At 41.0% G+C, this 13,816-nt stretch carries 11 protein-coding genes; 6 read left to right on the top strand and 5 right to left on the bottom strand.

The genetic code is table 11. From position 1 onward, the window contains the following. Positions 1-82: 82 nt before the first annotated feature. Both rimO and ACVCDT_RS09850 read left to right on the top strand, forming a co-directional pair. A complete protein-coding gene (gene rimO / locus ACVCDT_RS09855; RefSeq protein WP_447132599.1) occupies positions 83-1,510 on the top strand; it encodes a 30S ribosomal protein S12 methylthiotransferase RimO in 1,428 nt (475 codons plus the stop codon). 12 nt (positions 1,511-1,522) lie between these two features. Then, positions 1,523-1,975 carry a DUF2721 domain-containing protein gene (locus ACVCDT_RS09850; RefSeq protein ID WP_447132598.1) on the top strand — a complete coding sequence of 151 codons (453 nt, stop codon included), beginning with the start codon at positions 1,523-1,525 and terminating at the stop codon, positions 1,973-1,975. A 42-nt stretch (positions 1,976-2,017) separates the two neighbouring features. On the opposite strand, the gene ACVCDT_RS09845 is transcribed toward ACVCDT_RS09850, so the two are convergent. The 3 genes from ACVCDT_RS09845 to ACVCDT_RS09835 are packed head-to-tail and all read right to left on the bottom strand — an operon-like array spanning position 2,018 to position 8,543. Then, positions 2,018-2,953: an AEC family transporter gene (locus ACVCDT_RS09845; RefSeq protein WP_447132597.1), complete on the bottom strand. Its 936-nt coding sequence runs from the start codon at positions 2,951-2,953 to the stop codon at positions 2,018-2,020. Positions 2,954-2,988: 35 nt separating this feature from the next. Continuing rightward, a complete protein-coding gene (tamB, locus tag ACVCDT_RS09840; protein WP_447132596.1) occupies positions 2,989-6,852 on the bottom strand; it encodes an autotransporter assembly complex protein TamB in 3,864 nt (1,287 codons plus the stop codon). Further along, on the bottom strand, positions 6,849-8,543 hold the full coding sequence (locus ACVCDT_RS09835; RefSeq protein WP_447132595.1) for an autotransporter assembly complex protein TamA: 1,695 nt from the start codon (positions 8,541-8,543) through the stop codon (positions 6,849-6,851). The genes tamB and ACVCDT_RS09835 overlap by 4 nt, the downstream gene beginning before the upstream one ends. A 239-nt stretch (positions 8,544-8,782) precedes the next feature. Here ACVCDT_RS09835 and ACVCDT_RS09830 point away from each other — a divergent pair, with 239 nt between their 5' ends. Next, positions 8,783-9,535, top strand: coding sequence for an SDR family NAD(P)-dependent oxidoreductase (locus tag ACVCDT_RS09830; protein ID WP_447132594.1), 753 nt, complete (start codon positions 8,783-8,785; stop codon positions 9,533-9,535). Between the two features lie 11 nt (positions 9,536-9,546). After that, positions 9,547-10,419, top strand: coding sequence for an amidohydrolase family protein (locus ACVCDT_RS09825; RefSeq protein ID WP_447132593.1), 873 nt, complete (start codon positions 9,547-9,549; stop codon positions 10,417-10,419). 36 nt (positions 10,420-10,455) lie between these two features. On the opposite strand, the gene ACVCDT_RS09820 is transcribed toward ACVCDT_RS09825, so the two are convergent. Continuing rightward, positions 10,456-11,487, bottom strand: a complete 1,032-nt coding sequence (locus ACVCDT_RS09820) for a proline iminopeptidase-family hydrolase (protein ID WP_447132592.1) — start codon at positions 11,485-11,487, stop codon at positions 10,456-10,458. A 236-nt stretch (positions 11,488-11,723) separates the two neighbouring features. Between ACVCDT_RS09820 and ACVCDT_RS09815 the strand changes: the two genes are divergently transcribed. Continuing rightward, positions 11,724-12,527: a hypothetical protein gene (locus ACVCDT_RS09815; protein ID WP_447132591.1), complete on the top strand. Its 804-nt coding sequence runs from the start codon at positions 11,724-11,726 to the stop codon at positions 12,525-12,527. Between the two features lie 31 nt (positions 12,528-12,558). On the opposite strand, the gene ACVCDT_RS09810 is transcribed toward ACVCDT_RS09815, so the two are convergent. After that, the gene (locus ACVCDT_RS09810) at positions 12,559-13,176 is read right to left on the bottom strand and encodes an outer membrane beta-barrel protein (protein WP_447132590.1); all 618 of its coding nucleotides are present in this window, start codon (positions 13,174-13,176) and stop codon (positions 12,559-12,561) included. 206 nt (positions 13,177-13,382) lie between these two features. On the opposite strand from ACVCDT_RS09810, the gene ACVCDT_RS09805 reads away from it, so the two are divergent. Beyond that, positions 13,383-13,796, top strand: a complete 414-nt coding sequence (locus ACVCDT_RS09805; protein WP_447132589.1) for a hypothetical protein — start codon at positions 13,383-13,385, stop codon at positions 13,794-13,796. Positions 13,797-13,816: the final 20 nt, after the last annotated feature.

Below are 13,816 nucleotides of genomic sequence, written 5' to 3'. Positions count from 1 at the left end.
TTTAATTAAAACGCTGATCCCTCTGCCTTAGATTTATTAGATAACGTATAATTGCCTCAATTACAGCGTTTAAGATACCAGCATGACAGTAGAAACCTACACTCCCAATAAAACCACCACTCTAGAAACACCAGTAAAAGTGTTAGAAGATTCACCTATACGCAAAACCAATGGCACTCGCATTGGCTTTGTTAGCCTAGGTTGCCCCAAAAACTTGGTTGACTCTGAGCGAATTTTGACTCAACTTCGCACTGAAGGTTACGACGTAGTGCCCACCTATAACGATTCAGATTTAGTTATAGTTAATACCTGTGGTTTTATTGACTCAGCAGTACAAGAGTCGCTGGATACCATAGGCGAAGCGCTAAATGAAAACGGTAAAGTGATAGTAACCGGTTGTTTAGGCATTAAAGAAGACGAAATTCGCGAAGTCCACCCTAATGTATTAGCCATCACTGGCCCCCATGCCTATGAAGAAGTGGTTAACCAAGTACACCAGCATTTGCCGCAACCAGAGCACAACCCTTATTTAAATTTAGTGCCAGACATAGGTGTAAAGTTAACACCCCGTCATTATGCTTACTTAAAAATATCTGAAGGCTGTAACCATAGATGCACCTTTTGCATTATTCCTTCTATGCGCGGCGATTTAGTTAGCCGCCCTATTGGCAGCATTTTAGACGAAGCCAAGCGCCTTAAAAACGCTGGAGTCAAAGAATTATTGGTGATCTCCCAAGACACCAGTGCTTATGGTGTAGACGTTAAAAATAAAACCGACTTTTGGGATGGCATGCCGGTAAAAACCGATATGAAAACCCTATGTGAAAAACTTGGCGAAATGGGTATGTGGGTACGCTTACATTATGTGTATCCCTATCCTTCGGTAGATAAAATCATGCCGCTTATGGCCGAAGGTAAAGTATTACCTTATTTAGATATTCCGTTTCAACACGCCAGCCCACGTATTCTGAAACTAATGAAACGCCCTGCTGCGGCCGAACGCACTATGGCGCGTATCAATGCTTGGCGTGAAGTATGTCCTAACATAGTGATCCGCTCGACCTTTATAGTGGGCTTCCCGGGTGAAACCGAAGAAGACTTTCAAATGTTGTTAGACTTTTTAGATGAAGCTCAACTGGATCGCGTAGGCTGTTTTAAATACTCAGACGTTGAAGGCGCCAAAGCCAATGACTTGCCAGATCCCGTTTCTGAGGAGATCAAACAAGAACGTTACGATCGTTTTATGCAAAAACAATCACAGATCAGCACAGCTAAATTAAAGTCAAAAATTGGCCTTGAATATCAAGTGATCATAGACGAAGTTACGCCAGAAGGTGCAGTAGGACGTTGTTACGCCGACGCCCCAGAAATCGATGGCAATGTACACCTTACCGACGAATTTGAGGTACAACCCGGTGACATTATTTGGGCACAAATTATTCATAGCAACGAATACGATTTGTGGGCAGTTAAAGTCGAAGATGACCAAGAAGAAGTCGAGCAAGCATAAAAGGAAGGCAACATGACCACCTCGGTTATCGATTTAGCCCATGTTATTCAAATAGTAGTCGCGCCAATTTTTATGTTGACCGGCATAGCCGGCTTTTTAAATGTAATGTCTGGGCGCTTAGGGCGAATTGTTGACCGAGCGAGGGTGATGGAAAGACGGGTATTTACCATTAAAAACCCAGAGTTTTTAGAGCAATCTGAAAACGAACTTAAAAACCTATGGCGACGAATTAAATTAATAAACCACTCTATAGGACTTTGCACTGCCTCGGCATTATTTGTTTGTGGGGTAGTGGTATTTTTGTTTTTAGGTGATTTATGGGTATATGATTTTGATTACATGATAGTCGGCATGTTTATCATTGCTTTAGTACTGCTGATCTTTGCTTTATTAGCATTCTTAAAAGAAGTACAACTAGCCACCCGCACCCTACAAATGGGTAAAGAGAAACTTTTTAACGATTAGTTCAGCTCTATTTAAGCGCTTCAATAGAATAAGTCTTTGGGATTAAACCCAGCCCAAGGCCCGCAAAATAAACAGACCCAGAGTTGAACTCAAGATAGAAAACAAAGTGCTGCCAGCGATAATGGCAGCAGTGAGATGATAGTCGCCACCAATTTTACGAACCATAGGATATGCCGCAGCAGCGGTTGGGGCAGCTGTCATCATAAATAACACCCCAAGTTGTTCTTGCCTAAAGCCCCAGTAATAGCCCAATACAGTGGCAACCAGAGGAATGATAAAGATCTTGCTAGCAATAGTTAAATACAGCACGCCTGAAGCTTTAAACTCATGCCAACGAATGGTGGCGCCAACGCATAACAAGGCCAAAGGCAAGGTCATTTTGGCTAAGTAATCTGTGGTATCTAATAGCAGTTTAGGTACCTCTATGGGCAACAAAGCAACAACAATGGCCAGGCCAATAGCAATAGCCAATGGGTTAGTAAACACTGCTTTGCTCACTTCTTTTTGGCTAGGCGTTTTCTCTTGGTGATAGTACAAAGTTAAAATCGACAAGATATTTAATGGCACCACCAACACTGCCAAATACATTGAGGCTAAAGTTAAGGCTGAAGGGCCAAAGGCACTGACAGATAACGCCAATCCAACAATAGCCATATTGCCCCTACACGCCCCCTGCACAAAGGCCCCACGCTGCAATTTATTTGGTATGCGATAAGCAAGAAAATGAAACAACACAAAAGCGCCACTCATTAGGCTAATGGCAAATAATAGAAAATCTGTAGGAAAATCTTGGGTCAAGTTGGTGGTGGCAATATTCACAAAAAGCAAACATGGCAAAGTTAGATTAAACACTAAATCCGAGCCCGTTTTAGCAAATTCGTCAGTGATCCAGCCAATGCGTTTAAGCCCAATACCTAAAGCAATAATTAAACTTATTGGTAAGGTTACATCTAAAGCATAAAGCAATGACTCAAGCATGCTTAACCTCAAAGTGGCTAGATAGGCTTTTGTATTTATTCATGTTTTTGTGCTTTTTCTGTGCTGTCATCTAGGCTAAATTGATAATAAATATCTATTGCGTTACTCACCCCACTAACAGCCTCTAAATACAGCTTAGGCAAGAGTTGATAGCGAATGGCAACTTCAGATACAGAATCAAATACCCCTACGCCATAGCGCAACTGCACACCAGGGGCAATGGTGCCAGTTAAAGACAACTGAGTGTTCTGCCCTTGACCAGTGGTATCAAGATTAACATCTTCAAAGCCTAATTTATTGCCCACTTTAGAGATAAGATTTTCACTTTTACCTAAGCCTAAAGACAAAAGTGCATTGGTTAACATAGTGTCTTGACTATCGCCACTGCCAACCCCTAACCCTCTACCCGTTAAGATATAAGACAAGGCTTGTTGTTGCTCCATTACTGGCTCTGAAAACACGCTAATATTTGGGTTTTGCGCCACTCCCTCAACCTTTACTCCGGCCACTACGCCATCTTGAGTCAGGGCGGGATCACGGACTGCCTCTATATTAATAAAAGGTCGGTCTAATGTATTGGTAAATAAAATATCACCTTCTCGTATTAACAAGCTTTGCCCATAGGCACGGTATTTACCATTTACTAACTGCACTTCACCGCTGCCAAAGACTTCATCTTTATTGTTTTGTAAGCGTAATTGCCCTTGCAAATCTGTGGTTAAACCAAAGGCATCAAGTTTGACCTGATTAGCTTTAGCCGGATCAATATTTAACATTAAATTAAGCGCAATACGCTGTTGATTGGCTTGTTTTTGCGCTTGTTTTTCTACTAACACCACATCTTTAGACGGCGAAATTGAACCACTGGGTAACTCGCGTACTTTAATCCGCGCATAAGGAATGCTGACCTCTCCGGCCACCTCTAAGTTATTGGGCTCAAATTTAATGTCTATATTGGGGCTGACTTTTGCTTTTAGCATATTTTGATAATCAAATTCTAACGCGTCGCCTGCAATATTTAACTGACCACTGACCTCTGGCAACCATCGTACTTGCCCAGATAACTGGCCTTTACCTGCGCCTAGCTTGTAACTACCTACTAACTCTGCACTCTGGCCATTTAGGCTAATGCGTTGCTCAATTTCACTTAACGCAACAGGTAAGCCTTGGTCTTTCAACGCCCCTTTAGCTAAAGCAAGTTCCCCATTAAGCAAAGGACTGCCTATAGTGCCTGCTATCTTGGTTTGTCCTTGTATATTACCCTCTAACCTATCGAGTTGTGGCGCCAAGGCTTTAAATGCTGCTAAATCAAAACCTTCAATGACAAGTTCGCCTTCAATGGGCCTATTTAGGGGATCACTATACACCCCAGCTTGACCAGTCACATTGGCGACCAGTGAACCAATTTGTTGACCCGATAAATTAAAATTGGCCATAATATTTTGCTGGCTAAAGTCTGCATTAATGCGCACTTGATCTATGTCTAACTGCAGATTGTTTTGTTGAGTAAACAGCCATTTTGCCGCGCTTAGATTGGCTTTTAAGTGAGCATTGGGTAAGGCATCAAGGTGCCAGTCGCCTGCAAAGTCTAAATTTAACCGGCTAGCAGTTTTTACATTAGGCAAACTGGGCATTAACCGCCTTGCCACAGACAAGAGATCAAATTCTTTAACACTCAGATCCCATAGCAGGGTATTTTGTTTAAATTCGGCCTGTTTAACACATAAGCCATGCTCACTATGTTGCCAACAATGGGGAGCAACTAGATACTCTTGGGTTTGCCAATTGGTTTTTATCTCAAAGGGGGCCAAAAGTTGTAAATTGGCGTAGGTCGATTGAATATCACCTTCAAGCCAGCGCCCTTGCCAGGCATTATCGAATAATTGCCCTTGAATTTTAATCTGAAGGTTTGTATCTGTTCCTACTGTATTTACATTAAGCTCATGTAACTTGGCATTTCCTTGCAAGGATAATGCAGCCCGCTCAGCCTGATTACTTACCCCTTGAATGCCGCTTAATTCAAGCTCAATAGACACCGGCTTTTCTTCATCCCAAACTAATGTGCCTTGGCCAGTTGCGTTTTCTACTAATATGCCAGAAGCCAACAATTCATTAGCCTTTAATGAATACTGCATTTTAGGTTGGCTTAGGCTGCCAGTCAGCGAGCCGTCCATATGCAGCGCCCCGCTTAAACTTGGCACACTATTGCTAAGCTCGGGGGCAGTTAACACAAAGCGCAAATCTAACACTTGTTGTTGATCAAGCTTTCCTTCTAACATGAGTTGGTTTTGTGCATTGATAAATTGCAGAGTTTGAATGCTCAAGCCTTGGTTTTGCTCATAATCAAGCTTACCTGAAGCGGCTAAAGGATAGCCTTGCCACTGGCCATCTAACTCAAATTTTTCTAGCTTTGCTCGCCACACTCCATTGCGGTTATTGGCCGAACTAACTAACTCACCATTAATATTGGCACTTAAGGCTGGCCAAAATACACTAGGATCTATCTCACTAATATTTGATTGGCCTTGCCATTCAATATGCTCAGCCAAAGTTAACTTGCCTTTGCTACTTATCTGGCCATTTAAGCTGGCAATATTGAGTTGTTGTATTGCTAACTCTTTGACATCTTTGAGTATTGCTAACTTAGCTTGTAAATCTAATTGGGTCTGAGGAATGCTGGGGCCAACAACTTGGCTGTTGGCGCTTAGCTGCATATCGCTTAAGTTGCCTTTAACCAACAAACGCCCGCTTTTAGAATGGTACTGAGGTTGGCTTAACGGCCAAGCTAAGCTCTGCCAACTTGCATGTAAATCTATGGGTAAGTTGCTATCGCTAGGCTTGGCGGTTAAGGCCACACTTAGCCCATCTGTGGGCGGGGTAGACAAGTCAGGCTTAGCTTGAGTACTACTACTATTAAGGTCAATTACAAATTGAGTGCTTAGTTTATGGATATTGCCCGACGAGCGCATACTTAGCTGAACTTTAGGTCGAGCGTCTAATTTGGCGTGGGCATCTAAACTAAGTTGATGCTCAAACTCACCGTTTAGCTGCACACTGCCCTTGGCATCTAATTTACCTTTTGCATGCTGTAGCTTAAATTCGTCCAACTGCAGTTTTTTGGCGCTACCTTTAGCTTTTACTGCCAAATGCGAGATAAGCAGCTCTGGCTGATTGGCTAACATTAAGCGTAAATCATTCAGCTTTACATCTAGCAAATCAAAATAAATGGGCAGAATAACCGGCTGAGCTTTAATGCCAGCATATTGCCAGTTTTGCCAATCAAAAGGCTCTGCATCGGTATTTTGTTGTTTAGCGGCAACAGTGCTTATATGTAATCCATCAAGCCTTAACTTTTCTACTCTCAAGCGCTGATAAAAATCGAGTTTAGCGCTCAAGCTTTGCCATTCTACTGCTGCGCTATCCTCAACCTTAACTCGCACATTTTGTATATTTACAGAAGCTAAGCTAACCGGAAAAGGTAAACTTAAAGGAGTTTTACTTTCAGGGCTTTGGCTTTGCTCAGAAGCGGCTAGATTTAGATGAAGTTGTGCTACCGATAGTTGTTCAATACAAACAGCTAATCGCCACACACAACTTAACTGCATGGAAAGCGTTAAATCTTGCAGTTGTAGGTCAATGCCCTGTTGCTTAAAGTTAACCGAAGATAGCCTAAGCTCTGATCCTAAGCCGCCACTTTGATACTCAATTGTTAGCTCGTCTAGGGCTTTATTGACAGTGCTAATACTCAGCTGTGAGCCCCAAGGCGTAAACAGCCCAGCTACCACTATCGCTAGCAGCAACAGGAAAGCCAGAACAAATTTGGCTAGCCCACTAATTAGCTTGCTAAACCTAAAAGAAGTAGGCTTAGCCACTTGCTCGGTTTGATTTGGCTCACTCATAGCGCTGGCCCCATAGAAATATGGAAATAGCGACTCTCACCAAAATCACTTTTACCCTTAGCTAAATACAGCCTGACTGGACCAATAGGAGAACTCCATATTGCCCCTATACCCGCACTCAAAGCAGGGTCTTTAAATAAGTCACTACTGGCATTACCAGCGTCAATAAAGGTCGCGGCGCGCCAATTTTCGGCAACAGGATAAGAATACTCTATGCTTGCCACAGCTAAATATTGTCCACCTGTGAGCTCTTTTTCACCCTTACTATCTAAAACAAAAGGTGACAAGGTTTTATAGTCGAAGCCTCTTACGCTTTGGTCGCCACCAGTAAAAAAGCGCGAACTTGAGGGTACTTGGGTAAACTCATTGGTGATAATGCCGCCTAATTCCGCTCGCCAAATAAATCTATGCTGATCAATACTACGCACCCATTTAGTGGAGGCAGTGACACGAAACATGTTGATGTCAGAAAATAAATCTTGTGAGGCAAATTCAGTGGTAAAAACTTGTTTGTCACCCCAATTTATATCTAATCCGCCCCGACTTCTTAATCGACTTAAAGTAAAACCTGGGGTAAAGAGCTGAGTAGTTTGTTCTGCTTCTAAGCCTTGAATAAAGGTTTCTTGCTCTAGTCGAATAAAGGCAGAACGTTGCCAATCTGAACCTTCAACAGTCCAATGTCGAGTAGCAGAAATTGACCATTTATCACTTCTAGTATCATTGTCGTTTTGCGCCTGATAACCCAACTGATAACTTAAATAGTTTTGCACCGCATCTTCTAAGGGCACCTTATAATCCATGGATAAATATTGTTCAGGCTCAGAAAAATACACCTGGGCGCCTAAAGAATGGCCTCTATTGTTCACCCATGGACGCTGCCATTTGCCGGTAAACCTAGGCCCCACATCAGACGACACTCCCACCCCTAAATCAAAGTTGTCTTTAGGTTTGTGGGTTAAAATAACTTCTATAGGCACAGTGTTTTGTTGCGCTTGTGCCACTAAAGGTCGAACTATCACATGTCGAAAATATTGAGTCTTTTTTAATTTTTGATTGAGTAAGCCAAGCTGGCTAGCAAGATAGGGCTGACCTTCTTTAAAGGGCATTAAATTTTTGATTAATTGCTCTGCCCTATCGTCTTGGCCTAAACGCAATTCACCAAAGCTGTATCTCTTACCTGTATTGGCTTGAATAGAAATATCTGCGGCATTTAAAGACTCAAACACTTGGATTTGGCTGTGGCTGAATTCAAAATCAAAATAGCCCCGTGCTAAGGCCAAACTTTGTAATTCAGTTTTGGCATTTTCGTAATGCCAATGCTGCAAAGGCTGGCCAGTTTTAAGTTTAAAACCTTGCACTAAGGCTTGGATTTTTTCATCTTGCTGGCCTTCTCCATGTAAAACAATGGCCAGCTTACGGACTAAGGTCAAGGGCCCTAAATTAATATGCACGCGCCAGTTTTTCTGCTTAGCATTTGGCGCAGAAATACTGGTTTCAGCGTGGTAATAACCAAACACCTGAGTGGCCGCGGCTATTTTTAATTGCAGATTTTCTTGGAATTGCGAAAACTGATAACCCGCAGTGGGTAAATCTAAACTGTTAATATGAGCTTTAACATTATCTAAAACTTTATCGTTTTTGATCCCTGAAATATCTACCTCTAGCGCATACACAGCTGGTAAAAAAATCATATAAATCAAGAAAATTGACAGGAATTTACTAAATGGAAATGACAAAGGTAAAAGGTCCTACTAGTGATTTAAATGAATGGCTCAAGATGGGTAACTAACATCCCTAACCCAACTTCCGAATAACAGGGTTATTCTACAATAGCCAAATCAAAGTGTATTGCACAAAATGCTTATTTACACTTGGTCAACTTGGCTAGTTGCATTACCCTTGTGTGACCATAGAGTTAGATTGTAAGTTCATGAGCCTAAAAGAAAAACCAATAGTAATAGTAACAGGTGGCAGTTTTGGCATTGGCGCCGCCATTTGCCAGAGCTTTCAGCAACAGGGTTACCAGGTTATTAATCTAGATATTCAAAAAAATCCGCTACAAACTTCTGATATTCAGTGGCAAATGTGTGATTTATCAAACAGTTTGCAGGTTGAACAAGTGATTCAACAGCTTATTCAACAATTGGGTCGAGTAGATTGTTTAATATCAAACGCGGGCAAACACTTATCTGGCAGCATTGAAGACACCAGCGAACAAACATTTGATGCGCTTTTTGCATTAAACGTAAAAGGCGCCATAGCTGCAACTAAAGCAGTTTTGCCCTGCATGAAAGCACAAAACAAAGGGGTCATATTGTATATGGCATCAGATCAAGCGCTTATTGCCAAGCCCCAGTCTTTTGCTTACAACATGAGTAAAGCAGCCCTAGCATCTTTGGCCAAAACCACCGCACTAGATTATGCCAAATACCAAATACGCGCCAATGCCATTTGTCCTGGTACTATAGACACCCCACTTTACCATCAAGCCATCAACAAATATGTTGAAAAGTCGGGAGCCGATATTGAGCAAGTACATAGTGAAGAAGCCAGTTTACAACCCTTAGGGCGCTTAGGTAAAGCTGAAGAAGTGGCCGCTTTGGCCTTGTTTTTAGCCAGTGACCAAGCCAGTTTTATTACCGGCAGTTTGCAAGTAATTGATGGCGGCTATACTGCGCAGTAATAGTTAAATTTATGTCAAATGCTCCCATTAAAATCATTGACCCGCACTTGCACTTGTTTAATTTACAACAAGGCAACTATGCGTGGTTAAAACCACAGAATCCGCCCTTTTGGCCAGATAAACAGCTTATTAATAAAGACTTCAGAGAATCTGATCTTAGATTATATACAGATTATAAATTGGCGGGTTTTGTGCACATAGAAGCAGGCTTTGACAATCAAAAGCCGTGGCGAGAAATTGAATACCTTGAACAACACTGTCTTTTACCTTTTAAGTCAGTAGCCTTTGCAGATATCACTAGTACTAACTTTGAAAAACAGATAATGCGATTAACCATCTATTCCTCAGTAGTGGGCATTCGCCATATATTAGACGAGCAAGCGCTAGCCATATTAACAGCTGCTAGTAGCCAAGGGAATTTAGGTTTATTAGCTGAAAAACACTTAAGTTTTGACGCTCAGTTGTCTGTTACAGATCAGCCTGCAGTAGACAAAATCACACAATTAGCCCATGAATTACCTGCACTTAAAATTATTATCAACCATGGAGGATGGCCGCCAATCAGTGCTCATTCGAGGCAACAAGAAAATTGGCAAAAAAATATTCAGAAACTGGCTAAATGCCCCAATATTGCGCTTAAAATATCGGGGTTAGAAATGCAAGAACGAAACTGGCAATTAGGTCAGCTTATTAAAGTAATAAACGACAGTCTGGCTGCCTTTGGTGACAAAAGAGTCATGTTAGCCAGTAATTTTCCACTTTGTTTGTTTAGTCAATCTTATGCAAAATTATGGAGTAACTATCAGCAGTTACCCAATTTAAGCAGCGCGTTCATAAAGCAAATTAGCTATAACAATGCAAAATACTGGTACAAATTTGATTAACTAAGGCTAGAACACAGTCGCCTAGCCCATTTTTATTCACTGAGTTTTATGTAAAAAAGCAATTAAGCCCTGCATATAAGTTTTTTGGTCATCATACATAGCAAAATGACTGCCATTGGCACAGTGTAGGTATTCTCCTTTAGGCAATTCTTTAGCCATCCATTGTTTATGTTTAGGATCCATAGTGTCGTGCTCTGCACCTATGACTAGCGTTGGGATCTTTATGTTTTTTAGGTCGGCTGTACGATCCCAATTTTCTAACAAGCCAGACGCGCCTAATTCACTTGGGCCTTGCATTGGAATATACACATCATAATTTATCTTAGTGCGCAGAATTGGCTCGGGCCATTGTGCAAAAGGCATACGCAATACATGTTTAACGTAATGATGGTTCATTAATAAGCCTTGATACTCTGGATTGGCGTAATCTTTAGCTGCTTCAAAGGCCTTAATTTTTGATAATGCCTGTTGATCTAAATTAGGCATAATCACATTTTTAGCATAGTCATTGTAGGCGGGTATTGAGGCCATCATATTCGAAATGATCAGCCCCTTTAATTGCTGTTGGTATTTAAGGGCGTACTCGATACCTAAAAGGCCACCCCAAGAATGCCCCAAAAGATAAAAGTTGTCGGCGTTTAAACCTAGCGCTAGCCTAACTTGCTCTACTTCTTCTACAAACCTTGAAACATCTAATAACCTAGGATCTTCGGGTTGATCAGAATAAGTTGAGCCAAGCTGATCGTAGTAATAATATTCTATGCCTGCTTGTGGCAAATAACTGTCAAAAACTTCAAAAGCTTCGTGAGTGGCACCTGGCCCACCATGCAACAACAACACTTTAATTTTAGCGTTATTTCCCACTCTTTTAGTCCAGACTTTAAATTCACCAAAGTCGGTTGAGATGGGGATCATTTTCACCCCTCCGGCAAATAGGTCATCTCGTCCTGTTTGGTCAAAGTAAGTTGAAGTGATGTTTGAGGAACTTTTTGAGTTTTCTTGCTGTGTATTTTGATTACAACCAAGGACAAAAATACTGCAGATAACCATAGCTATTAGCTTTTTCATAACAATCCTTTTAATGCCCCTTTTGCCTTGCCTATTAAGCTAAGCTAGGGAAAAATTTATTTAGCATTAACAATAGGTTAATTAAAATTAAAAGCAAAGATCGCATTAGAGTTACAACTTGTCTCTAGAAATCTCACTTTCATCCTGTTTGCAAAAGATTTGATTCAGTCACCTTGAATATTGGTATAAGTTTTAAACTAACAAAAATGTCCATTTCTATTTAAAAGATAATTACTATGCGTTTATTACTGATTTTATTGGCTTTTTTAGGATTTTTTCTAAGCTGTAGCTCGGGCTCAAATGATGATCAAAACACAACTAAACAAAGTACTAAACAATCCCCACCTAATTTAACTAACGACAACTTGGCTATCCCCAATAATACCCAGCTAGACGAATACAAAATTCTAATCTTTGGCAATAGCCATGTGCTAGAGCTTAATAGTCTGCTGCAAAGTTTGTTTGAGCATAGTTTAGAAGGTAAATCTGTGGTCAAGATGACGGTAAGTGTGGGGGATTTTTTGGCTGAGCGTTTAGAAGATGGCCGCTCTCTTGAGTTATTAAAAAGTGAAGATTGGACTCATGTAATTTTACAAGGGCAAAAATACTCGCAAAGTGGTCAGGTAGATTACCCTACTATTGCTGCGCAAATTTGGCTTCAACAAATTAAAGCCCAACAAGCCATGCCTATTTTATTTCCTGAGCACCCACAAAAAGGTAGATACCAAGAAGCCCAAAGAGTACATAATTTACATTTGCGTATCGCACAACAGCAATTAAGCTGCGTTGCGCCTGTGGGTTTAGTTTGGGATAGAGTCATAGCGTTATGGCCCACACTAAGCCTGCATCAGCCTGATGGAAATCACGCCTCTTATGCAGGAAAATTTTTAACAGCTCTTGTGTTTTATCAAGTGATAAGCGGCAAGTCTGCCGACCTGCTGCCATATATTGAAGATATTGAGGTGTCTGCATACTTGCAAGATTTTATGGGGCAAATAACCTCAGAAGTCTTGGCCGAACATCCTGCTTGTGAGTTTTAACTTAGTTGGCTTAAATTCGCTCAGTGATTGCTTAAAAATTGTATCTAAAACCAATAAAACCAGCGGTAAGTGATAAATTATCTTGGCCCTTAATATACTCCATTTCTGCTCTAACCATAGAACGCGCACCAATAAAAAAGTCGTAACCTAAGCCAATGACGCCGGCCACACCACCTTCATCGTAGTCGCATATGGTGGACACACCAACTGATTCAACATTAACTAAACTAGCTTGCCCTTGGATACAAGTTTGTTCACCAGCATAAAGTTGCTGTCCACGCATATCGGTTTTTAAGATCCCAATACGATAAAACAATTCACCAGTTGGTCCAGAGGCTTTACCTAAAGCCGCTAAAAATAATGCATCCCCCTGCTGGAGGTTTTCACTGTCAACTACATCAGCGGCAGTGGGTAATCGACCCACATATAAATTGTCGTGTACTAGTTGTTGATAACCCGCTTCTAAATACCACTGAGGATCAATTTGAAAACCAAAAGCTAATTTATACGCCAAGCCTTGATTTGAATGCTCAGGAAACTCAACTCCTGAATAACCAAGAGATACAATGCTATACATATTTTCTGCAGCTACGCTTTTAAACTGAACTAAAAAACCTAAAATTATTATCCCAATCTGCTTTTTAATCACGCTTACTTCCTGCTAAATTTAACTACCTTGGTACAATACTACATTCTAACTTAGCTGCAAGTTTGTCAGGGGGTATATCTTTATACCAAGGTATTTTGCGGCGCAGATAAATTTAGAGAACAGACGGCTAAATGACAGCTGCAAATTGCCATCCACCTCTAGGCTGTTTAGTATAAGCCTACTAGCTAACCTAATTGGAAGTCAGATTGATTAAACACCATCAAGTTAAGGCAATATTGCTGGTTATGAGCTTAAGCGCATGCGCCGGCAACCAAGCTCCAGAAATTTTGACCGATGAAAAATTTAGCACTCGGATTACCGAGCAAGGCCAAACCGAATTTGTATATGGCCTTTCTTGGAAAAACACCTCACAAGCATCATTATTAAGAGATGGCCGACAAGAGATTGAACGTCCCAAAAGAGATCGTGAATATTTTCCTGTTAAACAAGACAGAATGGCCTTACAAGCTAACAACCAAACTAAATTAGATTTAGAAGATCAAGCTGCTAACGCATTAAAACAAAAACTTACTCAACAAAAGTTATGCGCAAAAGGTTATGAAATCACCGACGTACTGTGGAAAGAACAAAACATAAGGTTATTGGGTCATTGTCTTTAACCCACTAATCAATATTCAGA

Source organism: Paraglaciecola aestuariivivens (genome assembly GCF_052983255.1).
The sequence above is the reverse complement of the archived record's forward strand: the minus strand, read 5'-3'. Positions and strand labels throughout refer to the sequence as shown.

What these genes read in the sequence shown, in the direction of transcription:
- ACVCDT_RS09815 (WP_447132591.1), top strand. Translation starts at nt 11,724, where the DNA reads ATGCGTTTATTACTGATTTTATTGGCTTTTTTAGGATTTTTTCTAAGC.
- ACVCDT_RS09830 (WP_447132594.1), top strand. Translation starts at nt 8,783, where the DNA reads ATGAGCCTAAAAGAAAAACCAATAGTAATAGTAACAGGTGGCAGTTTT.
- ACVCDT_RS09820 (WP_447132592.1), bottom strand. Translation starts at nt 11,487, where the DNA reads ATGAAAAAGCTAATAGCTATGGTTATCTGCAGTATTTTTGTCCTTGGT.
- ACVCDT_RS09850 (WP_447132598.1), top strand. Translation starts at nt 1,523, where the DNA reads ATGACCACCTCGGTTATCGATTTAGCCCATGTTATTCAAATAGTAGTC.
- ACVCDT_RS09835 (WP_447132595.1), bottom strand. Translation starts at nt 8,543, where the DNA reads ATGATTTTTTTACCAGCTGTGTATGCGCTAGAGGTAGATATTTCAGGG.
- ACVCDT_RS09845 (WP_447132597.1), bottom strand. Translation starts at nt 2,953, where the DNA reads ATGCTTGAGTCATTGCTTTATGCTTTAGATGTAACCTTACCAATAAGT.
- ACVCDT_RS09825 (WP_447132593.1), top strand. Translation starts at nt 9,547, where the DNA reads ATGTCAAATGCTCCCATTAAAATCATTGACCCGCACTTGCACTTGTTT.
- tamB (WP_447132596.1), bottom strand. Translation starts at nt 6,852, where the DNA reads ATGAGTGAGCCAAATCAAACCGAGCAAGTGGCTAAGCCTACTTCTTTT.
- rimO (WP_447132599.1), top strand. Translation starts at nt 83, where the DNA reads ATGACAGTAGAAACCTACACTCCCAATAAAACCACCACTCTAGAAACA.